The 26,430-nt window shown below is 53.9% G+C and carries 21 protein-coding genes; 2 read left to right on the forward strand and 19 right to left on the reverse strand.

The genetic code is table 11. The annotated features are described in order from the left end of the window. Positions 1 to 23: 23 nt before the first annotated feature. The 7 genes from feoB to FYJ35_RS01315 form a co-directional block, all read right to left on the reverse strand. Positions 24 to 2,444, reverse strand: a complete 2,421-nt coding sequence (gene feoB, locus FYJ35_RS01285; RefSeq protein ID WP_154522008.1) for a ferrous iron transport protein B — start codon at positions 2,442 to 2,444, stop codon at positions 24 to 26. Positions 2,445 to 2,764: 320 nt separating this feature from the next. Beyond that, the gene (gene glgD / locus FYJ35_RS01290) at positions 2,765 to 3,889 is read right to left on the reverse strand and encodes a glucose-1-phosphate adenylyltransferase subunit GlgD (RefSeq protein WP_154522011.1); all 1,125 of its coding nucleotides are present in this window, start codon (positions 3,887 to 3,889) and stop codon (positions 2,765 to 2,767) included. A 2-nt stretch (positions 3,890 to 3,891) separates the two neighbouring features. Beyond that, a complete protein-coding gene (locus FYJ35_RS01295; RefSeq protein WP_154522014.1) occupies positions 3,892 to 5,031 on the reverse strand; it encodes a glucose-1-phosphate adenylyltransferase in 1,140 nt (379 codons plus the stop codon). Between the two features lie 134 nt (positions 5,032 to 5,165). Then, on the reverse strand, positions 5,166 to 6,458 hold the full coding sequence (locus FYJ35_RS01300; protein WP_235906291.1) for an AAA family ATPase: 1,293 nt from the start codon (positions 6,456 to 6,458) through the stop codon (positions 5,166 to 5,168). A gap of 173 nt (positions 6,459 to 6,631) precedes the next feature. After that, positions 6,632 to 8,896 carry a formate C-acetyltransferase gene (gene pflB, locus FYJ35_RS01305; RefSeq protein WP_154522451.1) on the reverse strand — a complete coding sequence of 755 codons (2,265 nt, stop codon included), beginning with the start codon at positions 8,894 to 8,896 and terminating at the stop codon, positions 6,632 to 6,634. Continuing rightward, a complete protein-coding gene (pflA, locus tag FYJ35_RS01310) occupies positions 8,896 to 9,627 on the reverse strand; it encodes a pyruvate formate-lyase-activating protein (protein ID WP_154522017.1) in 732 nt (243 codons plus the stop codon). Before pflA ends, pflB begins: the two co-directional genes overlap by 1 nt. 112 nt (positions 9,628 to 9,739) lie before the next feature. After that, positions 9,740 to 10,432, reverse strand: a complete 693-nt coding sequence (locus FYJ35_RS01315; RefSeq protein ID WP_205839650.1) for a Crp/Fnr family transcriptional regulator — start codon at positions 10,430 to 10,432, stop codon at positions 9,740 to 9,742. Positions 10,433 to 10,669: 237 nt separating this feature from the next. Here FYJ35_RS01315 and FYJ35_RS01320 point away from each other — a divergent pair, with 237 nt between their 5' ends. Together FYJ35_RS01320 and FYJ35_RS01325 are read left to right on the forward strand one after the other, a co-directional pair. Continuing rightward, positions 10,670 to 11,266 carry a M48 family metallopeptidase gene (locus FYJ35_RS01320; protein WP_154522023.1) on the forward strand — a complete coding sequence of 199 codons (597 nt, stop codon included), beginning with the start codon at positions 10,670 to 10,672 and terminating at the stop codon, positions 11,264 to 11,266. A 214-nt stretch (positions 11,267 to 11,480) separates the two neighbouring features. After that, a complete protein-coding gene (locus FYJ35_RS01325) occupies positions 11,481 to 12,104 on the forward strand; it encodes an ECF transporter S component (RefSeq protein ID WP_154522026.1) in 624 nt (207 codons plus the stop codon). A gap of 93 nt (positions 12,105 to 12,197) precedes the next feature. On the opposite strand, the gene FYJ35_RS01330 is transcribed toward FYJ35_RS01325, so the two are convergent. The 12 genes from FYJ35_RS01330 to FYJ35_RS01380 all read right to left on the reverse strand — a co-directional run bounded on the left by FYJ35_RS01330 (position 12,198) and on the right by FYJ35_RS01380 (position 26,413). Next, positions 12,198 to 13,682, reverse strand: coding sequence for an AAA family ATPase (locus tag FYJ35_RS01330; RefSeq protein ID WP_154522454.1), 1,485 nt, complete (start codon positions 13,680 to 13,682; stop codon positions 12,198 to 12,200). Positions 13,683 to 14,096: 414 nt separating this feature from the next. After that, the gene (locus FYJ35_RS14350; protein WP_205839651.1) at positions 14,097 to 14,273 is read right to left on the reverse strand and encodes a DUF6472 family protein; all 177 of its coding nucleotides are present in this window, start codon (positions 14,271 to 14,273) and stop codon (positions 14,097 to 14,099) included. Between the two features lie 32 nt (positions 14,274 to 14,305). After that, positions 14,306 to 16,753, reverse strand: coding sequence for a glycoside hydrolase family 3 protein (locus FYJ35_RS01335; RefSeq protein ID WP_154522029.1), 2,448 nt, complete (start codon positions 16,751 to 16,753; stop codon positions 14,306 to 14,308). A gap of 100 nt (positions 16,754 to 16,853) precedes the next feature. Next, positions 16,854 to 18,248, reverse strand: coding sequence for a sensor histidine kinase (locus FYJ35_RS01340; protein WP_154522032.1), 1,395 nt, complete (start codon positions 18,246 to 18,248; stop codon positions 16,854 to 16,856). 21 nt (positions 18,249 to 18,269) lie between these two features. After that, positions 18,270 to 18,947: a response regulator transcription factor gene (locus tag FYJ35_RS01345; RefSeq protein WP_154522035.1), complete on the reverse strand. Its 678-nt coding sequence runs from the start codon at positions 18,945 to 18,947 to the stop codon at positions 18,270 to 18,272. Position 18,948: 1 nt separating this feature from the next. Next, positions 18,949 to 19,731, reverse strand: a complete 783-nt coding sequence (locus tag FYJ35_RS01350) for a GTP pyrophosphokinase (RefSeq protein WP_328597017.1) — start codon at positions 19,729 to 19,731, stop codon at positions 18,949 to 18,951. A gap of 185 nt (positions 19,732 to 19,916) precedes the next feature. Further along, entirely contained in the window at positions 19,917 to 20,783 is an 867-nt protein-coding gene (locus tag FYJ35_RS01355) for a carbohydrate ABC transporter permease (RefSeq protein WP_154522038.1), read from the reverse strand. Between the two features lie 13 nt (positions 20,784 to 20,796). Next, positions 20,797 to 21,708, reverse strand: coding sequence for a carbohydrate ABC transporter permease (locus FYJ35_RS01360; protein WP_154522041.1), 912 nt, complete (start codon positions 21,706 to 21,708; stop codon positions 20,797 to 20,799). Positions 21,709 to 21,925: 217 nt separating this feature from the next. Next, the gene (locus FYJ35_RS01365; protein WP_154522044.1) at positions 21,926 to 23,278 is read right to left on the reverse strand and encodes a type 2 periplasmic-binding domain-containing protein; all 1,353 of its coding nucleotides are present in this window, start codon (positions 23,276 to 23,278) and stop codon (positions 21,926 to 21,928) included. Positions 23,279 to 23,611: 333 nt separating this feature from the next. Further along, complete coding sequence (gene sufU / locus FYJ35_RS01370; RefSeq protein WP_154522047.1) at positions 23,612 to 24,085, reverse strand: Fe-S cluster assembly sulfur transfer protein SufU; 474 nt, start codon at positions 24,083 to 24,085, stop codon at positions 23,612 to 23,614. 13 nt (positions 24,086 to 24,098) lie between these two features. Beyond that, positions 24,099 to 25,328, reverse strand: coding sequence for an aminotransferase class V-fold PLP-dependent enzyme (locus tag FYJ35_RS01375; RefSeq protein ID WP_154522050.1), 1,230 nt, complete (start codon positions 25,326 to 25,328; stop codon positions 24,099 to 24,101). Positions 25,329 to 25,345: 17 nt separating this feature from the next. Continuing rightward, positions 25,346 to 26,413, reverse strand: a complete 1,068-nt coding sequence (locus FYJ35_RS01380) for a SufB/SufD family protein (RefSeq protein ID WP_154522053.1) — start codon at positions 26,411 to 26,413, stop codon at positions 25,346 to 25,348. Positions 26,414 to 26,430: the final 17 nt, after the last annotated feature.

A 26,430-nucleotide genomic window follows, 5' to 3' on the forward strand; every position in this document is an offset into this window, starting at 1 on the left:
TTCCCCTTTCCGCACAGGACCGGTTAGATGGCTAGTCCCAGCGCTCTTCCAACTAGTGACACAACAAATGCTGCAATCCATGCAATCACACATTGATTGATTATAACAAAGAACATCCACTTTGTCCCAAGCTCTCTGCGCACAGAGGAGACTGCAGCGACGCAGGGGGTGTAGAGCAGACAGAATACCAGAAGACAGAAGCCTGCCAGCGGCGTGATCGCTGCCGTGATGGCTGCCCTTGAGCCGAACACCAGGTTCAATGTGGAGACCACACTTTCCTTGGCCATGAAGCCTGCGATCAGGGAAGTCACAATCCGCCAATCCCCCAGTCCCATTGGCTTGAAGATCGGAGCAACAGCGCCGGCGATGACCGCCAGGATACTCTTTGAAGAGTCCTCCACAATATTCAGATTCGTCCCAAAATTCTGAAGGAACCAGATCACAATGGTCGCCAGAAAGATGACCGTGAAGGCTCTCTGCAGGAAATCCTTTGCCTTGTCCCACATCAGCTGAAGGACATTCTTCGGGCTTGGCATCCGATAATTCGGGAGCTCCATGACAAACGGAACCGCTTCGCCGCGGAATGTCGTTTTCTTAAAGATCCATGCAACCAGCACGCCAGTCAGGATGCCCATCAGGTACAGAAAGACAACGACAAGACCTGCATGCCCGGGAAAAAACAGAACCGACAGGAACACATAAATCGGAACCTTTGCTGAACAGCTCATAAAAGGAGTCAGCAGAATGGTCATCTTCCTGTCCCTCTCTGATGGAAGGGTTCTCGATGCCATGACACCCGGCACCGTGCATCCGAAACCGACCAGCATCGGTACAATCGAACGGCCGGAAAGGCCAATCTTACGGAGCGGCTTGTCCATCACGAATGCCACCCTCGCCATGTAGCCGGAGTCCTCCAGGATCGACAGGAAAAAGAACAGGACGACGATGAGTGGAATGAAGCTCAGGACTGTCCCCACGCCGCCAAAAATTGCATCGACAACAAGCGATTTAATCCAGCTGCTGGAACCGGCCTGCGAAAGCAGCGTCGATACCTGAGCGCCAAGCGCATCAATCCCTGCCTGAAGCAAGTTCTGCAAAAACGAACCGATTACGTTGAAAGTCAGATAGAAGACAAGCCCCATGATCAGAACAAACATCGGGATTGCCGTATACTTGCCTGTCAAGATTTTATCGATCTTCTGCGATCTGATATGTCCCTTGCTTTCTCTGGGTTTTACTACACAGGCACTGCAGACCCTGTTGATGAAATCAAAGCGCATGTCTGCCATCGCAGCTGCACGGTCAAGTCCGCGTTCCTTCTCCATCTGCTGAACAATATGTTCGATCATCTCTTTCTCGTTCTGATCAAGATTCAGCCGGTTAATGACACGTTCATCCCCCTCGACAACCTTCGAAGCTGCAAACCGGAGCGGAATATCCGCTTTCTGAGCATGGTCCTGGATCAGATGCATGATACCGTGAAGACATCTGTGAACTGCCCCGCCATCCTCCGTTTCGGAGCAGAAATCCTGTCTTCCGGGGCGCTCCTGGTATTTGGCCACATGGATGGCATGGTCGATCAGCTCGGAAATGCCTTCGTTCTTGGCAGCCGAGATCGGAACGACCGGCACGCCAAGCATCTCCTCCATCTTGTTAATCAGAATCGAGCCGCCATTCTCCCGAACCTCGTCCATCATGTTCAGCGCGATGACCATCGGAATATTCAGCTCCATCAGCTGCATCGTCAGGTACAGGTTCCGCTCAATGTTTGTCGCGTCCACGATGTTGATGATACCCTTCGGATGGTTGTCCAGAATAAACTGTCTGGAGACAATCTCCTCATCCGTGTAGGGCGACATCGAATAAATGCCGGGAAGATCTGTCACCAGCGTATCCTTGAAGCCGCGGATCGCGCCGTCCTTACGGTCGACTGTCACGCCCGGAAAGTTGCCGACATGCTGATTGGAGCCGGTCAGCTGGTTGAAGAGCGTTGTCTTCCCGCAGTTCTGGTTGCCGGCAAGGGCAAATGTCAGGATGGTACCATCCGGAACCGGATGCTCATCAGCCTTGACATGGTATTTACCACCTTCACCAAGTCCTGGGTGAGGCACAGCCTGCCGGAGATTATGACGGTCCCCCTTACCCTCACGCACCGCAGCTTCTCTTCCCATTTCTGCTGCGTTTTGATTTTCTGTTCCATGCGCTGCATCCAGCCCATCGCGTACATCTCTGATCTCGATCTGCTTTGCGTCTGCGACACGTAGTGAAAGCTCATAGCTCTTAATCCGTACTTCGACCGGATCCCCCATAGGGGCATATTTCACCATCGTAATGTCGGTGGTCGGGATAATTCCCATATCCAGGAAATGCTGCCGCAATTCTCCACTACCTCCGACAACGCTGACGGTTGCTGTTTTCCCAATCGGGAGTTCGTCTAATGTCATGTTATTCCCTTCTGTCTGTCCCGTCTCCAAGAGTCGTACTTGACTATAAACACTCACATCCAAGATGTCAACCGCGGCGGCGGTGCCTGAAAGGCACTGTACAGTGTGACAAAGTCAACATGCCTGTCACCGATGTTTTTTTTCCCCCCCTCACCGCTGCATGCCTGGGAAGCACGGCCCCCTCACGAAGGACTGCTTCTGTTGAGTATGATACGCTCTCCTGTATCCCTGCATTGTCTGCCGCCGCCGAAAGACTGGCTGGAGGAAGGCGGAAAAATCCCCTGTACCTCCGTTGAATGAAGGTACAGGGGAATAGGTTCTTAAAGCAGATCAGATTTTCTGACAAATCCGGTTTTCCCTTCAGGTGCTGTCATTTCCTTCGTTCGTGTGATTCTCGTCCACTTGTCCACAACCTCATTTTCGACATGGACACCGGGTCCGATTTCCACATAGGAAAGAATGATGCTGTTCTTCACAACGGCGCCCTTTCCAACCTTGACGCCGCGCCCAAGGACACAGTTCTCGACATCACCCTCGATTTCTGAACCATCTGCGACGACACTCCTTCTGACAGTCGCTCCTTCCATGATTGTGGTCGGGCAGGCGTCCGTCGTGGTTGTATAGAAAGGCCAGTCGACTGTGAACAGCGACTTTGTCGTCTTCTGATCCAGCAGCTCCATATTGGCCTCATAGTATGCATCCAGATCTGCGATCGCTGCGAAGTAGCCCTTGTGCTGTACCCCGCGAATCACCAGATCGGTCTTTCCGAGCCGGTACTCCAGCATCTGCGACATCGAGAACGCAGACGAGAAGGCAGCTGTCTTGTCAATCAGCGTCAGGAATAGCTCCCGTTTCATGATATAGGTATCCATGAAAATATTCTGGCTCTGCTTGTTGGCATGATTTCCGGAGAGGCTCATCACTGTCTGTTCATCATCCAGCGTCATCACACGGCAGTTCAAAAAATGGTCCCTCGCATTCGAAACCTTGTGATACAGCATGGTGATATCCGCACCGGATTCAATGTGCTGCTGAAGAAGGTCCGAGAAATCCTGGCGGAAAACCATGTAGCACGGTGTGACCACCACGTACTCCTCTTCCATTCGCTCCAGATAGTCTCTGTTTGCCAGATAGTTGGCGATGTCGGTGTTATAAGCCTCGTTCCGGCTGTCCTCCTCGCAGTACAGAAGCTGAAGTCTTCCTCTCTTGGAGTTGATGTTGTACTGACGCCCGGTGCCCAGATGATCAACCAGGGAGCGCGGATACTTTCCGCCGATGAACACCTGGATATTGTCGATGCCGCTGTTGCTCAGATTGGAGACCGGGAAATCAATGACCCTGTACCTTCCGAACAGTGGAATCGCTCCTGCCGAGCGGAAATCCTGCAGGCCGTAGACTCTGACACGTCTTGGAGTTGAAGTTACGATGCCGAATGCCTTTGCCATGATCACTCCACCCCCTTTACATTCTTTGAAACCAGCTCGATGTGCTCACTGTCTGCGCTGCCGACAACGGCACCCTTTCCGATCCGGACACCGTTGGCTATCATCGCCCGGGTGACCGTTGCGCCCTCTTCGACCACAGCACCCGGCATGAGGACAGAATCTGTGACCGTCGCCCCTTCTGCGACCTTCGAGTTTGTAAACATAACGGTGTGGGTAACCTTCCCGCTGCACTCGCAGCCCTGAGTGATGTAGACGCGGTCTGTCTCAGCCTTATCGCCGATGTAGGCCGGAAGGGTCGAGACATCCGCTGTGTAAATTTTCCAGGAATAAGCGCCAAGATCCAGCTCATCCTTCTTGTCCAGAAGATCCATGTTCGCTTCCCATAGGGAATCGATGGTTCCGACATCCTTCCAGTATCCCTTGAACTCATATGCCAGAAGTGTTTTCCCGTCCGCGAGCATCTGAGGGATGATATTCTTTCCGAAATCGTGGGCAGAATCCGAATCCTTCATATCCGCAACAAGCATCTTCCGAAGCAGTTTCCAGTTGAAGATATAGATTCCCATCGATGCCAGGTTGCTCTTCGGATGCTCCGGCTTCTCCTCAAACTCCACAATTCTGCCGGTCTCATCGGTATTCATGATCCCGAACCGGCTTGCCTCCCTGATCGGGACTCCGATCACGGCGATCGTCGCATCCGCCTCCGCCTTGATGTGAGCCTTCAGCATCTCGGAGTAATCCATCTTGTAAATATGATCTCCGGAAAGCACCAGCAGAAATTCCGGATTGTACTGGTCAATGAAATCGATATTCTGCGATATAGCATCCGCAGTTCCCCTGTAGACGTCGAGTCCCGTCTCCGCTTTCTCACGGGGCGTCAGCACAAAAACGCCGCTGTCCTTCGTGTCAAGTCCCCAGCGTCCGCCTCCTGCGACATAACTGTTGAGCAGAACCGATTCATACTGCGTCAGAACGCCTACAATGTTGACGCCGCTGTTCGCGCAGTTACTGAGCGGGAAGTCGATGATGCGGTACTTTCCGCCATATGAGACAGCCGGCTTTGCAACCTTCGAGGTCAGCTCATGAAGACGGCTCCCTCTTCCGCCGGCGAGAATCATCGCCAGCATATTCCCCTGTTTCATGAATAATCCTCCTCACCTGTTCCTGTTTTCCAGTGAACTGACTTGCCCCGGCAGGATTCCTTCCGGGACACATTCATGGATGAACCCGTCGCCGGACACCCATCGGATGCTTTATTTTAACACCGTATATTAGTTTAAACAAGGCAAATATCTGCTTCCGTAATCTCCCTGATATCCGCGTCCGGAAGTTCTGCCAGCCTCGTCGCCTGGTTCGTCACAATCTTCTCGAACAGATTCCGGACATCCCGCGCGTTCGCAAAATGGGGCCCTTTTTCTGCCTCCATCTTTCGAATCTTTTCCTCCGCTTTCTCCTTTGCCTTGTCCGTCAGCCGGTAGTTGTACTTCTCCGTCATGGTGTAGAAAATCTTTACCAGCTCGTCAGCCGTATAATCCGGAAATTCGATGTACTTATTGAACCTCGACTTCAATCCCGGATTGCTGCCGATGAATTCCTTCATCAGCTCCGTGTACCCGGCGACAATGACGACAAAATCTTCCCGCAGGTCTTCCATTGCCTTCAGAATCGTGTCGATGGCTTCCTGGCCAAAGTCATTTTCTCCGCGTGCGAGTGTATAGGCTTCATCGATGAACAGGATGCCGCCCTTCGCCGCCTCGATCTTCTCCTTTGTCCGGATCGCGGTCTGTCCAACGTAGCCAGCCACGAGGTCTCCCCTGTCACATTCGACAAGCTGGCCCTTCGACAACACACCAATATCCTTGTAGATGCCTGCCAGAATCCGGGCGATCGTCGTCTTGCCAGTCCCGGGATTGCCGGAGAAAACCAGGTGGAGCGAAAATGGAACCTCCGGGAGCTCCTGCTCTTTTCTGCGCACCTGCATCTTCATCAGATTGGCAAGCTGAACCACATCCTTCTTGACCGACTCAAGACCAACCAGCTTCTGAAGCTGTTCGTAGGATGCACTGTCCTCGATCCGGGCCAGCGCACGGACCTGTTTTTCCCGGTCTGTCCTGCTCTCCGGACTTGCCCCGGTCTGCCCGTCCGTACCACCGCCTGCTGCCATGGTGCTTCTTTCTTTTCCGCCTGTGTCAGAAACGCCATTCTCCGGATCGTCTCCGACTTTCCCGGCCATGGCAATGTACCGGAGCAATTTTACAAACCGATTATATGAATCATCATCCGGGATAATCAGCGTCTGCTTTCCGTTCAGCTCAATCTTTGACAGCTTCGGTGTTGTCCGGATATGCATCGGATGGCCCAGCTGATAATCCGCGCTCAGTGCCCGGTCTCCCTGATCGGCTTCCATATGGACTGTGCGCTTCCGGACATCCAGACAGATGCTCCCCTCTACCGGGAATCCGAAGCTGTCCTGATAGACACCCTTCACGACGAGCTGATCACCGGTTTCCATATAGGCGCTGATACACTGGATTTCATCCCAGTCGTTCACATTGCATTTTGAAGCCATAACACCTCCCGCAGGCCTTCCCGTCATCTGCTGGTTCCATCTTACCATATCGCCTGCGGAATCTGCGCATTGTTTTCCAGATTCACCTCTCTTTTGTCAGGCAGATGGCTACCTCAAAATTCTCAAATCAAAAATCGAGTAGGGCAGATTATCTCTGCCCTACTCGATTCAGCTTACAGTCTGTCGTGACAGGTTCTTGCGATGACGTCGAGCTGCTGCTCTCTTGTCAGGTCGATGAACTTGACCGCGTATCCGGATACACGGATCGTGAAGTTCGCATACTCCGGCTTCTCCGGATGCTCCATCGCATCCTTCAGCTTCTCAACGCCGAAGACATTGACATTCAGGTGATGAGCACCCTTCTCGAAATATCCGTCAAGGACGTTGACCAGATTCTCAGAACGTTCTTCAGTTGAGTGGCCGAGTGCCCCCGGGTTGATCGTCTGGGTGTTGGAGATGCCGTCCAGTGCATACTCATACGGTACCTTTGCCACGGAGTTGAGGGATGCAAGCAGTCCGTTCTGCTCTGCTCCGTACGCCGGGTTGGCCCCTGGTGCAAATGGAGTGAAGGCTTCTCTTCCATCCGGCAGCGCCCCGGTTGCCTTCCCGTACACGACGTTGGAGGTGATGGTCAGGATCGAGGTCGTCGGTTCGGAATTGCGGTAGGTATGATGCTTCTTGATCTTCTTCATGAAGGTCTTCAGCAGCCAGACCGCGATGTCATCCGCACGGTCGTCATCGTTTCCATAGCGCGGGAAGTCACCCTCGATCTTATAGTCGACCACGAGCCCTGTCTCGTCGCGGACCGTCTTGACCTTTGCATACTTGATCGCAGAGATGGAATCCACGACATGGGAGAACCCGGCGATACCGGTTGCGAATGTTCTTCTGACATCGGTATCGATGAGTGCCATCTCGGCTGCCTCATAGTAGTACTTGTCATGCATGTACTGGATCAGGTTCAGGATGTTGACATAGAGTCCTGCCAGCCAGTCCAGCATAAGATCGTACTTGTGCATAACCTCATTGTAGTCCAGATACTCGGAGGTGATCGGTGCCAGCTCCGGTCCGACCTGCATGTGGCGGCCCTGCTTGTCGAGGAACTTCTCATCCTTTCCACCGTTGATCGCATACAGCAGTGCCTTTGCAAGGTTTGCACGCGCACCGAAGAACTGCATCTCCTTGCCGGTCTGCGTTGCGGACACACAGCAGCAGATGCTGTAATCGTCGCCCCAGACCGGACGCATGACATCGTCATTTTCATACTGAATCGAGGAGGTATTCACAGAGATCTTCGCAGCATAGCGGCGGAAGTTCTCCGGCAGCTTCTTCGTGTAAAGGACGGTGAGATTCGGCTCCGGAGCCGGTCCCATGTTCTCGAGGGTATGCAGGAAGCGGAAATCATTTCTGGTCACCATGTGACGGCCGTCCATGCCAAAGCCCGCAACCTCCAGGGTTGCCCAGACCGGGTCACCGGAGAACAGCTGGTTGTAGGACGGGATTCTCGCAAATTTGACCATACGGAACTTCATGACCAGATGGTCGATCAGCTCCTGAGCCTCCTTCTCGGTGATCTTTCCGGCAGCAAGGTCTCTGCTGATATAGATATCCAGGAAGGTGGAAATGCGGCCGACGGACATTGCCGCCCCGTTCTGGGTCTTGATTGCAGCCAGGTATCCGAAATAGAGCCACTGGACAGCCTCATGGGCATCCTTTGCCGGCCCTGAGATATCGTAGCCGTAGGACTGCGCCATCTCCTTCATGCCGCGCAGCGCGCGAATCTGATCGGAAATCTCCTCTCTCTGACGGATGACATCGTCGGTCATCGTCCCGTCGCCACAGTTGGCAAAATCTTCCTGCTTCTTCGCGATCAGGAAATCGATTCCGTACAGTGCGACACGGCGGTAATCGCCGACGATTCTTCCTCTTCCGTAGGTGTCCGGAAGTCCGGTGATGATATGAGAATGGCGGGCAGCGCGCATCTCAGGGGTATAGGCATCAAAGACAGCCTGGTTATGGGTCTTGTGGTACTCGTTGAAGATCTTGTGGAACTTCGGGTTAACCTTGTAGCCGTAGGTCTCTGCCGCTTCCTCCGCCATCTTTATGCCGCCGTATGGCATGAATGCCCGCTTCAGCGGCTTGTCTGTCTGAAGGCCGACAATCTTCTCCAGATCCTTCATAGACTCATCGATGTAGCCCGGACCGTAAGCCGTCAGACCTGTGACAACCTCCGTCTCGCACTCAAGGACGCCGCCTCTTTTGCGCTCCTCCTTCTGAAGCTCCTGGAGCTTTCCCCAGAGCCTGTCGGTCGCCTCCGTCGGTCCCTCGAGGAAGCTTTCGTCCCCGTCGTACGGTGTGTAGTTGTCCTGGATGAACTGACGGACATTGACATCATCCGTCCATTTGCTTCCCTTGAAACCTGTCCACTCTTCTCTCATCATATTTCTCCTCTCAAAATGGCTTCTGCTTCCTTCACCCGCTCCGGCGACGGGCTGACGGTTCCCTTCAGTGTGTAGGGAATGCCGAGCTCCTCCCACTTGTATGCACCGAGCGAGTGGTACGGAAGAACCTCGATCCTCTCGACGTTGTGAAGGGTGCTGATGAACTGCCCCGTCTGCCTGAGATATCCGTCGTCGTCCGTCCATCCAGGAACGAGCACATGCCGGATCCAGACCGGTTTGCCGATTCCGGACAGGTACTCCAAGCCGGCAAGGATGTTGTCATTCGGCTTTCCGGTGAGCGCCTTATGACGTTCCGGATCGATCTGCTTGATATCCGCCAGGAGCAGATCGGTCACTTCCATCAGTCTTTCAAATGTGTGGAAGAAGGGCTCCTGTGTCGTGAAGGGTTCCAGTGCCGTGTCGATACAGGTATTGATTCCTCTTGCCTTCGCCTTTCTAAAAAGATCCAGCAGGAAATCCGGCTGCAGAAGCGGCTCGCCGCCCGAGACGGTAATTCCGCCCTTCGGTCCCCAGTAACTTCTGTAGCGCTCTGCCTGGTCCAGCAGCTCATCCGCTGTCATGAGAGTCCCCTTCTTCATCTGCCAGGTATCCGCATTGTGGCAGTATCTGCAGCGCATCCGGCAGCCTGAGACGAAGATCAGGAAGCGGACGCCCGGGCCGTCTGCCGAGCCAAATGACTCAGTGGAATGGATGTATCCTTCGACCATAGTCAGCCTTTCTTTGATCTGTTCTCTGATACGGCCTTATCTTATGGAATTATTGGGAAATAATCATTGATTATAATCAAGAATTATAAAAATATTATCCTGCAGGAAAATGTTATCCTGCAAGCTGCCGGATGGCTTCCTGATCATGGATATGAAGCTTCCCCTTCCCGGTCCGCTTCAGAATGCCGGCCTTTTCCATCTCCCGGAGCTTCCGGCTTACAGTCTCCGGCCTCAGATTCAGACTGGCAGCAATGTCCTCCAGCCTGAGGTCGATCTCCGGGCTCGAGACATGCTCCACCTCGTAGAGCAGGAGCTTGGCAACGCGCACCTCCGGCTCCTTTGCCGAGAGGATCATATTCCGCTCATTTGCATCGTGAAGCTTCCGGCTCAGAACGGTGATAATGCTCCAGGCGACACTGGTGTCCTGCAGCATCGTTTGAAAATCGTGCACCGGAATTGCACAGACGTCGACCGTCGTCAGACAGACCGCAGAGTACGGATACAGGCTTCCGTTCAGAAACAGGCCTTCCCAGATAGCCTCCCCGCCGGCAAAGATGCCGATGATCATCTCTCGTCCATCAGGGCTGCCTACGCAGAGCTTCACCTTTCCGCTGCGCAGGATCCAGATATCACCGACCGGCTCTCCGGCCCGAAACAGATAGCTGCCCTTTCTTTTGTGGAGATGCCGTCCCCGGTCTGTGACCAGTTTCCGCTTTTCCTCCGGAACCCCGGCAAAGATTGTCATCTCCCCCGAGCACTTCCCGCAGTTGATGCATGTTCCCTTCTCATTCTCCGATGTGCGCATCAGATCCATTCCTCCAAAAGCATCGCCCGGCACGCAGTCTCCTGACGCTGCACAACCAGGCTTCCGCCGTCTGTTCTTGCCGCCCAACGCATGCGAAGGCGCTTGACGGCGTCCCCCATATGTGCGAGTGTAATGCAAACCCCATGTCTGTCAGATGCTCACGGCAGCTGCAGCAGACAGTCGCTGCAGCAGGCAGCTACTGCGACAGGCAGCTGACAGACAGCAGCGTCACAAAAAATGATAAAATCGATTATGGATCATAAAAATATAAAAGGACAGTTTTCATACCAGATCATCCGCTCGGACAGGCGGACGCTTTCTCTGATCGTCCGCCGCGGTGAGGTCCTCGTGCGTGCCCCGTACCGCCAATCCGAGGACTCCATCGTTCAGTTTGTGGAGGCACATGCCGACTGGGTCCTTCAGAAGCTCGACGACTCCCTTGAACGTGAAAACGCAATCAAAGGAGTCCGGCCGCTCTCCCCGGCAGAGCTTCGGAAGCTCCATGCCCGCGCTGTGGCCTATATCCCCGGGCGGGTCGCCAGCTATGCTCCGATTGTCGGTGTCACATACGGAAAGATCACATTCCGTATCTATAAATCAAAATGGGGCAGCTGCAAGGCGGACGGAAGCCTCGCTTTCAACATTCTGCTGATGCTTACGCCCGATGAAATCATCGATTCAGTCATCGTCCACGAGCTCTGCCACCGCCTGGAAATGAATCATTCAAACCGCTTCTACAGACAGGTGTACCGTGTCTGTCCGGACTATGATGAAAGACACCGGTGGCTGAAGAACCATCGTGACGAAATCATGGCGCAGGCCGGCCTGCTCTGAGTTTCTGCCATGCAGACCAGGATTGAACCACGCCGTTGACAGCACTCCGGCAGATCCGGCTGTTCCTGCCACACAGGCCAGGATTGAGCAACCGGCCGCTTTTCAGCAACCTTGTAACAATCTGGCCATATAAAAATATTGCATATTGGATATATCAATGTGTTCAGATCGGGTCTATACTCTGGTCAGTTTCAAAAAAGAGGAGGAAATCGATATGAAAACTACGAGTTTGGAACACACCGTCAGCACTAGCCTTCCCGACAGCAGCCTGCGTCTGAAGAAGCTGGCATTTGCGGCAATCTTTGCCGCCCTGACCTATGTGGTCTTTACATACCTCTCTATACCGATTCCGACCCCGGGCGGCAAGGTTTCCGTTCATCTCGGAAACGCCTTCGTTGTGCTCGGAGCGCTGCTGCTCGGCCCGCTCTACGGTGGTCTTGGCGGTGCCATCGGTCTGACAATCGGTGACCTGATCGATCCCGTCTACATCGTGGAAGCACCAGTGACCTTCGTCGTCAAGCTTCTGGTCGGGGTGATCGCCGGCCTGATCGCGCACAGGCTTGGCCACATCAGCACACAGCAGAACCAGAGAAAACTGACACAGTGGGTGGTGATTGCCTCCGCCGCAGGTCTTCTGTTCAATACCTTCGCAGACCCGGGACTCCGCTATCTCTACAAACTGTTTATTCTCGGCCGTCCGGCTGCGGAGGTAACCTTCGCGATCAACTTCACGGTCACAGCGATCAACGCGGCTGTCTCCCTGGTGATCACGGTTCTGCTGTACCTGGCACTGCGTGTGCCGCTGAAAAAAGCAGGACTCTTCTTCCGCCTGAGATGACAAGGCAGAATAAACCCATTTAGAACCGTTGAAGATACAGGCCCTTCAAATTTTTGAAGGGCCTGTTGTATGTACGGTCAACCTCGTGTTCGGTCAGCCTCGCAAAAGTCTTACAGCCTTCTTTGCGTCAAACTCTACCTCGCTGACCTTCTGCGTCTCGATCTCGTAGAGTGCATTGCCCGCCAGGTGCTCGGCTGCCTGCTCCAGATCCCGGCAGCCGGGACGGTCCTTGTACAGATTGATGATGGCATCGACCGCCTCCTGCGTCACCCTGCACTCTTCCTTTTTCATTCCCATCCGGCGCAGCACCTTCGGCATTGAATAATCCCGGAAGATAATCTTCTTCTCATCACTGGTGTAATCCGGAATGTCAATGACCGCAAACCTGGAAATCAGCGGCTCTGAGATCCGGTTTTTGTCATTCGCCGTTGCAATCGGATAGACGCCGCCCGTCGGGATCTGGCACTCCATGTAATTATCTGTGAATCCCAGATTATCCAGAAGGGTCAGCAGCGTATCAGCCGGATTTCCGTTCTGGTTTTCACTGTCCGCCTTGTCCAGCTCATTGATGACGAACACAATATTGGAGGAACCGGTTGCCGAGAAGGCTTCCATAATCCTTCCAGGACGCGCATTCGTGTAGATTCTTGAGGTTCCGGTCAGTGCCTCCGGATCACGCACAGTACTCATATCGAAAACCGCCGATGGAATCTTCAGGATCCGGGCGACTGCATATGCAATCTGACTCTTCCCGGTCCCGGCAGGCCCTGCAAGGAGGAGTCCGTAGCTCGGAAGCGTATGCGTCCGGTTGATCTGGATGATGGTCTCAATTACCCGCTGCTTGACCTTCTCCAGACCATACAGCTCCTCATCCAGGATTCTCCTGGCCTCTACCGGGTCGATCGGGTCAAAGTAGGAGCTCTTCCACCGGATGTTCAGCATCATCGAAAGCGCCCGCTTTGCGTGACGCCTCTCGTCCGGATTGCCGCTCTCCTGACCGGCAATCACTATGTTCTTTCTCGCCCACTGGCGGATGTTTGCCGGCAGGGTGTCTGCACAGCAGTCCATGAAGTTCACGATGTCCGGCAGGTCGTTCATCGCCATCTGATCCGACACCTCTTCCTCCGCGGCCTGGATGATCGATGTTCGAAGCCGTTCCACCATATACTGGAGGAAGTTATCCTCTGTCGTTGTCAGTCCTCCCCCGTCCTTCGGCGGATCGACAGCCTTGACCCTGTAGACATAGAAGGAGCTGCCATCCTGCGCGCCGGAAAGGCGCACCGAGATGTGATGAAGTCCCAGCCAGCTGAACATCTTCCGGAAACGAATATCCGCCCCTGTCATCTGCAGCCGGGACATATGAAACTTCGGTCCGCCGTCATAGTACTCGAACGCAAGAGCCCTTTCCGGATTCATGAACCCGCCGCTGATGTGATGCGGGATATCCACCCCTTCCGGGACCTTCAGAATGAGGAAAACCTGGTGTTTCAGGTCTGTCTTGTTCTGTGCCGGAAAGATCCGGTAGACGCTGTCCGGGTCCGGTTTTCCCTCCTCCCGTCTGTCCTCCGCTTCCCGCATCGCCTGCGCTTCCTTTCTTCGCTCCTCGGCGAGTGCATGGCGCATCCTGGCGACCTCCGGGTCAACAGCCTGCTTTCTGGCCTTCTCCCGGTCAAGTTCCTCCCGGTGCACGGGAATCACAAGTCCCATCTTCTTGAGAACATCCAGATACTCGTCCACCTGGGCATCTGTCACCTCCCCGCCGCTCTCCGCGCAGGCATCATTCCAGATTCCCTCCAGCTCCTTCATATAATGAGCTTCCATGTTTGGAGAAAATGCAAGTCCATTTTCCCCCAGTACCTCCTCGATTGTCTTCACCTTCTCCATACGGGCTCCCTCTCAAGTCTCCTCTTCGTCCATCACGTATTGCCGTCCCCTCTGACAGCCTTCCGATGCGCACCGGTTGTCGCAACTGATCCGCGTGCGGCTTCCCTCTTACATCTGATGCCGGACGACTGCATATTCATCGCCATTCCGGTAGAAGGGGCAGGTTCTGCGGTCCTGAAGCATAAAATGGTAAAAATCATCCTCATCCATGTCAGCCGAGCAGAAAAATGCGTCTTCCTCCTCGTCATATTCATAGTAAGTACATGTATCACATCTCCCTGCCATCTGATGCCCCTTCCTTCCACCGCATGGTCTTGTCACTCAAATTTCAGGATCGTCGCCAGAATCCGGCGTGCATCTGCCCTGATTTCATCCTTCGAAATCAGGCCACGGTCATACGCCTCACGTACCCGCTCCGGGAAGCCGGCGCCCATCTTGAGATCATTTCCGGCCTTCGCCTCGAGATAGTGTTCCCCGTTTGTCCACCAGTCGGTCGTCACCATTCCCTGAAAGCCCCACTCGCCACGGAGAATGCCTGTCAGAAGCTCCTGGTTCTCCGAGGTGTGGATACCGTTCATCTTGTTGTAGGAGGTCATGATCGTATACGGCTGCTCATGCTTGACGATCAGCTCAAACCCCTTGAGGTAGATCTCCCTCAGCGCCCGCTCCGACACCCGGCTGTCAGAATTTTTCCGGTTCGTTTCCTTATTGTTGCAGCAGAAGTGCTTCAGGCTTGTCCCGATCTTCTGTGACTGGACGCCGTGGACGAGTGCGCCTGCGCATCTTCCCGCAACCAGCGGATCCTCTGACCAGTACTCAAAATTTCTGCCGCAGAGCGGACTTCTGTGAATATTGATGGCCGGCGCCAGCCAGACGCCGATGTTGTTTTCCTTTGCCTCCAGTGCGGCTGCCTCTCCGACCTGCGCGATCAGTTCGGTATCCCAGGTGCAGGCCAGAGCTGTCGCGCACGGAAATGCCGTCGTGTTCACCCCGCACTGCGGCCAGAACCGAACCCCGGCAGGTCCGTCCGCTGTCATCACATTTGGTACACCATACTGTTCAAGATTTCCGAAGCCGAAGGTATTCGCAACGCCCCGATTCGGCTGTCCGCCGAGCAGATGGATCAGCTCATCCAGCGTCAGCTGATCGATCAACTCGTCCAGTGTATGACTTCCGTCTGCGACATCGTCAAGCAGGATCCGGTGTCCGCCCAGATGCGGATCAAGCTGCTCCAGGAAGGAACGCTGGCGGGCCTTCCTGTCCTCCGTCGGTGCCGGCAGGGTTCCCTTCGGCACCGGAGAATCCAGCTCCGTCTCGGGCCGTTCCTCCTCATCTGTCTGCAGCGCTTCAAAGCTCCCGTCTGCCAGCATTCTCCGGCTCAGCCTGTGCGGAACACACTTCGGACGCTCCTGCTCCAGAATCCTTGTCTGATCCAGCGTCCACTCAAACGGAATCCTGGAATTGTCCCGGACATCATTTCCGACATAGAACCGGTACGTTCCGGCTTCCAGAAGCCACGCGGACTTCTGAACCTTGCCCGTGTCATCGTAAGATGCCATCCGACTGATGGGGAAGGTCAGGTCGAGCTGCTGCGCCTCGCCGGCACCGAGCAGTTCGGTCTTTCCGAACGCCACCAGCGTTCTGAAGGGCTTTCCGAGTTTCCCCTGCGGGATCTGCGCGTAGACCTGCGCGACCGCCTTCCCGGGGATCTGCGAAATATTCGTGATCTTGACAGAGAGCAGAATCTGGCCGCCCCCTTCCTCCGTAAAGGACGCAAAGGTCGGCATCATGACAAACTCTGAGTAGGACAGGCCGTACCCGAACGGATAATTGACCCGTTCCTTTTTCCCGGGAATGGTCTCGAAATATCGATAGCCGACGTAGATATCCTCCTCATAATCGACATAGGCTGTCGACTTGTGGAAGCCGGCCGTCGACGGATAGTCGTCAAGCTCCTTCGCAAATGTATCTGTCAGGTGGCCCGACGGGTTGACGTCGCCTGTCAGCACGTCCGCCATAGCCAGACCGCCTTCCATCCCTCCCTGCCAGGCAAGAAGGGCGCCCTGAATCCGGTCATCGTTTCTGAACCACTCGCTGTCGACCATCCCACCGACGTTCAGGACCGCAATCACCTTCGGGAAGAGCGCTGTGACACGTCGAACCAGCTCTTTCTCAGCATCCGTCAAGTAGAAATCACCATCCGGGAAGATCTTCGCCGAAAGGTCAAACATCCTCTGTTCGGTCGGATCGAGCCTGTAGGGATCATCCTTGTTCACGATGGTCCGGCGGTCCCAGCCCTCCCCGGAGAACCGGCAGATGGTAATAATCGCTGTATCTGCATACTCCCTTGCCTCCTGTAGAAGCGCCTCCGGAAGCTCCGGCTCCACCGTCATGCCCGGCTCAGCTCCGACCTCCAGCTGCTTCCTGACGTTCTGCTCGTAGAACTCAGACAGCTTTCCAAAGACCTGTACTTTTCCTTCCTTCTCCTTGAGCCGCATCCCGTCGCACAGATTCCGGACATACGCGCATGTCACATCACCGGATCCTCCGCCGCCCTTGACATAGTCAGCTGACCCTTTTCCAAACAGGGCAACCCGCTCTCCCTTCCGCAGCGGAAGCGCGGTCTCTTCATTTTTCAGAAGCACCATCCCTTCGGATGCTGCTTTCCGTGACAGATCAATGTGTGACGGGGAGCCTGTCACCCGCCTGCCGTCCTTCCCAAGCGGAAGACATGGCTGATACCGGAAACGCTGCCATTTACTCATTGCTCTCCTCCTTCTGATTTCTCAATAAACAAGCAGATGCATGATGATTCTGCAGGTATCTTCCTGCATGCGGACTGTATTCTTCCGCCGCAGTCATCCTTCACAGGATGACCGTAAACGTGATAATGCCATCTTTCCATGCCGCACCGATGCTGCCACCCATCTTCTCTGTGATCGACTTAGCCATTGAAAGGCCGATTCCATGTCCTTCCATACCGCTGTTATGTGAGCTGTCTCCCCGGTAGAAGCGCCTGAAAAATCTGCTGTAGTCCATTCCGGCGCCTTCCTGATAGTCATTTGAAACAGACAGCACCGCACCAGACTTGCCCTTCTTCCGAAGTGTGACATGGATCGTTCCGTCATCATCGCAATATTTGACAGCATTGTCAATCAGGATATTGCTCAGCTCCATCAGCAGATTCCTGTCCCCCATGACAAAGACGCCGTCCGCGATCTCTGCTTCCAGCTTCCGTTCTTTCTGACTGACAACCGGTTGGAAGGACGAGACGCTTTCCCGCACGACATCGGTCAGTCCGACCTGCGTCAGCTCGGTCTTCTGTGTCTCGCTCATCCGCGCCAGCGCGAGCATGCTGTTGATCAGGTCGGTGGACCGCCTGACCTGCGCCAGGATGTTGTCTGTCCATTCACTCTTGCCATCAATCATCTCGATCGCCTCGGCATTCGCCGATATGATGGCAAGCGGCGTCTTGAGTTCATGGCTTGCGTTCGTGATAAACTGCTTCTGGCTGATTATATTCTCCACGTAGGGAGCAATCGCACGTCTGGACAGCAGCCTGAGAATCACGACAAAGAGGATCACGACGAGCATGCAGACCAGGAGCGTGATCGCCCGCATGGCATTGACACTCCGCACTTCCTGTGTACACTCCAGAAATCCGATTACGGTAAGGCCGTCCGGCTGGGGTACGGACTTATAATAGTAACTGGAACGGGCATATTCAATCATCCCGCTCTTTCTATGGAACCTGTACTGGTTCAGGGCAAGCTGCCTTGCAGTCTCCTCATTGATCTCTGCAATATGAGACAGACTTGTTTTTTCCACATTCCCATTCTCATCCAGTGTAATCAGGAAATACCGCATCCTGTAGCGGCTCTCAGGCGTAAGCTCCACATTGCCGGCGATTGAATCTCCAAAATCCCGGAAGCCGATGACCAGTTTTTCCAGCAGGTTCTGTTCATCTCCCGGCAAGGTTTTTACCGAAACATCTCCGTCCCTGCTCCCGGTAATGATCAGCCCGTCTGTTTCCGCCTCCGTCTCCTCTCCAGCTCCCTCTTTCTCAGAATCCGACCCGCTTCTCTCCGACTCCTCCTCATAGGCATCCGAATGATTGATGATGTAGGAAAGCGTCAGATCCAGGGACCGGTACATCTGCCGGTAGGAAAAATAATGAAAACCCGCCCCGACCAGCAGCAGAAGGATCAGAACTGCAGCAATCCCTAACAGAATGAATTTTCTCTTCAGCTTTTTCTCCATCCGCCCTGCCTTTCTGCCTCTTTACAAGGCTTCCCTTTCCTTCAGTGAAAACGGGCCTTCCCTTCCCCCTATGATCGTGACATTCGCTGCGACCGCCTCGAGCTTGCTTCTGAGATAGCAGATATACATCCAGACAACTCCCTCCGGCGTGCTTTCATCATCCTTCCAGATCTTTTCGAAAAGCTGTCCGGCCGTCAGCTCCTTTCCGGAATTGAGGATCAGAAGCTCCATGAGCTGCATTTCCTTCTCGGAGAGCCGGACTGAATTCTCCGCCTTCAGTTCCAGCTCTGACGTATCCAGGCTGACATTGCCGCAGGAAATTACCTTCGGTGTGTAGGAGTCATTGCGCCGGATCAGAGAGCGGATCCGGGCAGCCAGCTCAGCAATCGCGAATGGCTTTGTCAGATAATCATCGGCTCCTGCATCGAGTCCTGTGACCCGGTCACTGACCTCCGACTTGGCTGTCAGCATGATAACCGGCGTCACATCGCCGCTCTGCCTTATCTGGCGAAGTGCCTCGATCCCGTCCATGACGGGCATCATGATATCGAAGACCATACAGTCATAGGTCTTTTCCCCGGAAAGTTCCACAGCCCGAAGACCGTTTTCCGCGACATCAATCTCATACCCCATGTGACTGAGCACCGCAGCGACTGCTCTCGACAGCTGCTGCTCATCCTCTGCAAGCAGTATTCTCATCTCAGCTTTCTTCCTCCCGGATCATATTTCGAATGGTCTGCATCGACAGGTCACACCCCGCCAGCTCATCCGCACACCGCTTCAGTTCCTTCACAATCAGTTCTTCGTTCCCGATGTCTTTCTTATACTTGAGCTGATGCTCCAGACTCGCCCACGAATCCATCGCGATGGTCCGCAGCTGCACTTCAATATAATAATGCCCCGGCTGCCTGCCATCTATGTCCGGATATGGCACCTCCCTGTTCAGGATGACATGATAGCTCCGGTACCCATTTGGCTTGGCATGACGGATATAGTCCTTCTCCTGCACAATCGTAACCCCCGGCAGCTTCCTTAAAAATGTCACAATCTGGTAGATATCGTCGATAAACCGGGTAATAACACGGAGACCAATCGAATCTGTCATGACCCGCAGTGCGCTTTCGGATGTCTGGGGGATGCCCCTTCTACCGCATTTTTCACGCATGCTCTCCTCCGACTTGATCCGGCCTAGCAGATGCTCGTAGATCCCGTCCCCGGTTTTCTCCTTCACCTCATTGTTGTAATCTGAAAGCTCTCCGATCAGCTGATCCATCACTTTTTGAAGTGTCTCAGCATATTCTCCGTATATTCCTGCCATTCCTGTCCCTCTGTCTGCAGACCATGCGTCCCTGACCGGCTGATTCCAGGCTTTCTCCCGCCCTCGCCTGCTCGTTCCCGGAAACCTTCCGGCTCTGTTCGGCTGCCTCCCGGCTCTGATCGCCCGCCTCCCGACTCTGTCCGGTGGCTCTTTTTCAACAAGCATAGCCTGCGTGTGATGCAGTGTTCTTCATTTCCTGCTTATCCTACACTTGAAATATGTTCATTTGTTGAAATAAGCATGCCACAGATGACTTATAATAACACGAAAAACCGGGGCATGTGCCATCTGGCGCATTTCCCCGGCTCTTCTCTTTTCATACTTACAGCCTGCTTTCGGCAGCCTGCCGCTCAGCCTTTCACGGCTCCTGCTGCAAGACCACCGACAATATTCTTTGACAAAATCAGATAGACAATGATGACAGGGAAGATGGAGAACGCGATCATCGCGTAGACCTGTCCCATATCAAACTTGAGCCAGTCCGCAGCACGCAGCTGCGCAATCAGGATCGGGAGTGTCTTCACCTTGTCCTTGTGAAGAATCAGGGACGGCGTGAAGTAATTGTTCCAGCTTGTAACAAAGGCGAAGATCGCCTGAACGGCGATGGCCGGCTTCATCAGCGGGAGTGCAACCGTGTTGAAAATTCTCAGCTCGCCTGCGCCATCGATTCTGGCTGCCTCCAGGAGTTCTCCCGGCAGGTTCGAATCCATGTACTGCTTCAGATAGAAGAATGTCATCGGAGCCGCGATTGTCGGAATGACAAGCGGAATGAAGTTATCCTCCAGTTTCATGGACTGTACCAGCTTGACAAAGCCTAGTGCCGTCACCTGTGTCGGGATCATCATGATTCCGAGGATGAAGGTGAAGATCGCCTTCCGGCCTGCAAACCTGTATGCATGGATTGCATAAGCTGTCATGGTCGAGAAATACGTGCTGAGAAGAGCGGACAGCGCCGCAACAATCAGCGAATTGACCATCCCTCTGACGACCGGCAGTGAACTGTGGAAGAGATTATAAAAGTTTTTGCCCAGGTACTTCCCCGGAAAAACCGTAAACCCCCGGCCAAGTTCCGAATTGGATCTGCTTGCATTGATGAACAGAACATAAAACCAGAACAGGCACAGGAAGGATATCAATATCAGGACAATGTAGGCGACAGCTCTTCTGGCATGAACACTGCTTCCTTTTCCTTTTTTGCCGGATGAATGGTTTGACATCTTTCTCCCCTCCTTACTGTACTTCGTCCTTTGCCGTCACCTGGAAAACAATCGCGCTCAGAAATCCGGTCAGGATCAGAAGCAGGACGGAAAGCGCGCCGGCCATTCCAAAGTTTTTCGAGAACAGGTGCTTGTTCAGGTACATGATCAGCGTCATCGACGTTCTCATCGGATCGCCGGATCCGTTTGTCAGGATCTGGGGAACATCGAACATCTGCAGGCCGCCGATCAGCGAAGTCACCAGAACATACACAAAAATCGGTTTGAGCAGCGGCATCGTCACTTTCCAGAAGATCTGCCCCGGCGTTGCTCCGTCAACCTCCGCAGCTTCATAGAGGGAATCAGGGATGCCCATCATGCCGGCCATCAGCAGGATGGTCGTATTGCCGAACCACATCAGGCAGTTCATGAACCCGACAAGTCCTCTGACCGATCCGATGTGTGCCATGAAATCATACGGTTCCTTAAAGACTCCGATCGCGATCAGAATGGAGTTGACCGGTCCGCCCTTGGAGAACAGCGTGAAAAACAGCATGGAGAAGGCTGCAGCCATGATCAGATTCGGCAGATATATGACAGTCTTGAAGAACCGCTGTCCCTTCAGCCTCAGCTGCGGATTCGTGAACCATGCGCTTAGAAGAAGGGAGAGAATGATCTGCGGTACAAAACCCAGAATCCACATGATCATCGTGTTGCAGAAATACTTCCCGAGATCTCCTTCTGTCAGCAGCTTCGCATAGTTTTTCAGTCCGATGAAATTCGGTCCGACCTTCCTCAAGCCTGACATGTAGTTTTCAAAGAAGCTGTTGTAAATCGTTGTGCAGAGTGGAATCAGCTGAAATGTGACAAACACCACTGCGAACGGAATCAGGAAGATATATCCCCAGCGGTTATATCTCGTAACCACGCTTTTTTTCTTCTTCATCGCTTTCTCCTCCGGTTGCCTGATGGTCTTCTGCTTCCGGTATGCCCCGAAATCATCCCGGCAGGTCTCCCCTGCCATTCCCGCGCAGCCGGTGCCCCGGCACTGCTGCCATCATCTGACTTGTTCCTTTTTCATGCAAGGAGCCTGCCCGTCGGGGCAGGCTCCTTTGCTGGTCCGAATCTGGATCCGCCAGTCTTCGGATCATTTGTTGTATCTGTCAGTCAGTGGTCAGCTCCGGATACTTCTCAACGATTGCGCTCTTGAACTGAGCCAGTGCATCGTCATAGGAAGCGTTGCCGTCAAAGTAGTTCTTCATAGCTTTCTGGAACTCTTCATTGCAGCCCTGGTCATAGATGGAGATGTTGCTCATATCAACCTTCTCTGCACCATCTGCCAGCATCTGATAAGGATTCTGTCCGCCGAGGACCTTGTTGCTGCCGGAATCATCGGATGCAAGAGCCTTCAGGACTTCCTTGTTGTTAACGCAGTCGGAATCCTTCTGGGCAATCTCTTTCATGATGTCATCATCCGTTGTCATCTTCAGCATGATATCCTTGACAAGAGACGGATTATCGGTTCCCTGTGCTGCGCAGATCCATGTGCCGCCCCAGAAGAAGCCCTGCGGTCCGTTTACAAGACCCCAGCCGCCCTGTGCTGCGATGGACTTCTCATCGTCTGCCTTCATGGAGAAGTTGATCAGCCATGCCGGCCCGAAGTAGCAGAATACCTTTCCGTCCGGATAGAAGCCCTTGCTCCAGTCATCAGACCACAGCTCGGCGGTCGTGGTTTCCTTCGCGTCTACCTGAGCCTTGGAATCATCAACCCACTTCTTGATATTCTCATCAACGACAACCTTTCCATCCTGTACCCACGGGCCGGAAACGTTGTTGGAGTAGACTCGGTACGTATCGTTGACAGTGGACTGCATCAGGTAACCTGCATCCGCCATCTTCTTGGCTGTCTCATTGTAGGTATCCCAGTCAGCGACTGCCTTCTGGACTTCCGCCGGGTCATCCGTTCCGAGGACTTCCTTCGCCGCAGCGCGGTTGTAGATCAGTCCGGCGGAGCAGGCCTGCCAGGAGGTTCCGCGGAGATCGCCGTTCGCGTCCGTTACAACATCCTGTGTATATTTGTACTGCTTGGAAAGGTTATCTGATGTGATGCCCAGATCCTTCAGCGGCATCGCAACGTTTGCATCTGCATCGATGTACTTCTTTGCGTAGTCTGCCTCGATCAGGAACATGTCAACCTTGTCATCCGCAGATGCGTCTGCGTTCCCCGGAAGGACGGTGTCAAGGTTGTTCTGGTATGCATTGTCATCATTCGGGGTGATGATCCAGTTGACCGTCACATCGCCGATCTTTCCGTGGGTGTCATCCGTCTTCTCATAACCCGGATAGTGATCCGTGATCCTGCTCTTGAACTCCTCGTTCCAGACCTCGATGTTGAGGACCTTGCCCTCGTCCGCTGCCGCCGCAGCCGCCTCGGTTTCCCCTGCCATCGCAGCCATCGGAAGAACCATCGCTCCTGCAAGAGCCATGCTGACCAGTGCCATCATACGCTTTTTCATGTTCTTACCTCCCATTTCCTTGTATTTAGCGATTTCATTGATTTACTAAATCGTTTTCGTAACTAAATCATAATCCCATTCTTTTTCTGCGTCAATGGCTCCATATACACAAAATAGTCTTCGCTTTATTGTGCATTATGTATATCATGCCCTTAACATATTTGTATTTTGCATACATATTTCCAATTTGTTTTAAGGCTGTCTGATCGATTGCGAAATCGTATTCGTACATCTATAAAAAAGAGGAGGCCTCCGATGCCCGAAGCCTCCCCTCTTTATATCACAATGCTGATATTGACCTGCTGTTTTCCTGCTGAATAAGAGCCCCTGAAATCAGCTCTCACCATTCTCCGCCTTTCCCTGCCTGGCTTCTTCCATGGCCTTCTGCGGCTCATCAAAGATCTCATCCATTGTATGCCAGCCAAGCACAGCACACTTGACGCGAGACGGCATATGGGAGACATCGATCAGTGCGCCGGCCTCCTCCAGCTCCTCGTGTTCCTCCTCGGTGATATGGCCCTTGATCATACGCAGAAAGATGTCAGAAAGCCTCCTTGCCTCCGCCTCTGTCTTTCCGATCACCAGATCCAGCATCATATCAGCGGATGCCTGGGAGATTGCGCAGCCGTCTCCGACATAGGCGCCGTCCACGATCTTTCCATCCTCCACCTTCAGCTTCAGGACGATGTCATCTCCGCAGCTTGGGTTCACGCCCTCCAGCTGCATATTCGCATCCGGCAGATCATGCTTGTGAGCCGGATGCAGATTGTGATCCGTCAGTATTTCATTGTAAAACGTATTCTGCATGTTGCCTTTCCTTTCAATCCTGATATCCCATTCTGCTGCGCAGTGTCGCCAGACTTGCCGTAAAGCGATCAATCTCAGCTTCAGTATTATAGAAGGCCAGTGAGCATCTGGTTGTATTCGGTACGCCCAGATACTTCAGAAGCGGCTGAGCGCAGTGATGGCCCGCGCGCACGCAGACCCCGTCCTCGTCCATCATTGCCGCGATGTCATGCGGATGGACACCGTCCACCTTGAAGGTCAGGATGCCGTGATGCTCCTCGGGTCTGTCAGAGCCCAGCAGCGTCACATGCGGGACGTCCTTCATCTTCTCCATCGCATAACGGGTCAGCTCCAGCTCCCGCTGCTCAATGAAATCCCATCCCAGCTTCTGATAGTATTCAATCGCCGCCAGAAGGCCGGCAGCACCGCCCGCATTCACGGTGCCCGCCTCGAACTTGTGCGGAAGCTCCGCCCAGGTTGCGCCTTCTGTGGTCACATAGTCGATCATTTCCCCGCCGCGCAGAAACGGCTGCATGCGCTCCAGCAGTGTCTTCTTGCCATACAGAACACCGATTCCCATCGGTGCCAGCATCTTATGTCCTGAGAAGGCAAAGAAATCCACATCCAGATCTGTCACATTCACCGGGATATGCGGTGTGCTCTGTGCACCATCCCCGACAAAAACCGCACCCATCTCATGTGCAATCCTTGCATATGTCTTGAGATCGTAGCTTCTCCCAAGGACATTGGACAGCTGGGTCATGCAGACCAGTTTTGTCTCAGGCGTAAGCGCATTCCGGAACATCTCCTCCGTGACGGCACCCGTTTTATCCGGATACAGATAATGGAGGTTTGCCCCTGTCTTTTTCGCTGCCATCTGCCAGGGAAGCATGTTCGAGTGGTGCTCGATGATGGTGACGAGGATATCGTCGCCTGCCTTCAGATTGTCCAGTGCCCAGCTGTAGGCCACAAGGTTCAGAGACTCTGTCGCATTCCGGGTAAAGATAATCTCCTCTGTACTGCCAGCCCCGATAAAGGCTCTCACCGCTTCTCTTGCCTGCTCATACGTCTCTGTTGCGGCGACCGAGAGCCTGTAGAGTCCTCTGAGCGGATTCGCATTCTCCGTCTCGTAGAAACGCTTTCCTGCCTCGATCACGCTCTGCGGTTTCTGGCTCGTCGCTGAATTGTCAAGATACGCAACATCCTCTGTAATCAGCGGAAAGTCCGCCCGCACCCGGCCGATCATATCCTGTGTTATTGTCATCACGCCCACCCTGTTCCTTACTCTTCATTGCTGTCGGATATTCCGCCAAGATACCGCTCTACCTCTGCGCGGGTCCGCCCGTCCTCAATCAGGTGTACCACGGATGCGACACGTGCATCGGCCATCATCTCGTAGACCGCTTCCCTGTCCATTCCTCTTGACTGAAGGTAGAACAGGACGCTCTCGTCAAGCCGTCCGATGGTTGCCCCGTGGTTTCCGACGACATCCTCCTCCGTGCAGAGAATAACCGGAAGCGTCTGATTCCGGACCGTATCGTCCATCATCAGAACATCCTCTTTTTCATTACCAACCGATCCGGACGAGCCCTTCTTCAGATCAATGGTGCCGCGGAAAACCTTCCTTGCATGGTCTCTGAGAACACCTCTGGCGTTGATATCGCAGGTTGTCTTCTTCCCTGTGTGGTTCGCAAAATAGTTGATGTCCTGCGTATGGTCGCCGCCGACGCGGTATCCGATGTCCGCCTTCAGCGCCGACTTGTATCCAGCCAGGTCACTCTGCACGCCCAGGTAGGTGTGTCCGCCGTCCAGCACCAGATGGATCAGCTCGACACGCCCGGAATTTTCCACGCGTCCGCCAATATCATTCAGAAATGTATATCCGCTCCCGAGGCGCTCGATCTGGATCAGCTTCAGCACCGCACCCTCTTCGACAAGGTATCTTGTCTGAACCGCTGCAAATCCTTCAGCCTCCGGGGCGGATGAGAAATCCTGCACCACCGTCAGACTGGAATGCCTTGCCGCCCGAAGGCTGACCGCATTGACACTGCGTGCTTCATGTTCAAAAGCATATCCCAGGCGCAGCACACCGTCTGCCTGCTGGTTCTCGGCCGTCGCATAACTGTGAACCGGGACACCCGAGGTGCGGACAAGCGCTGTCATGTCCTTCCCCATGCCGGTCGCCTGCTCCGGCAGGTCTTCCAGCCTCAGAGTCTCCGCTGTGATCTGTGAAGGGATCTCTTCCTTCATCGAAACCTCCCCGGCCGGATCCACACCCTCCAGGGAACCGTTGTTCATCTTCAGCCAATACCAGGTGATTGACGGAAGACGATTCAATGTCATATTCATAATCCGTTATTCCTCCC

It is taken from the genome of Porcincola intestinalis (genome assembly GCF_009696445.1).
GTDB classification, from domain to species: domain Bacteria; phylum Bacillota; class Clostridia; order Lachnospirales; family Lachnospiraceae; genus Porcincola; species Porcincola intestinalis.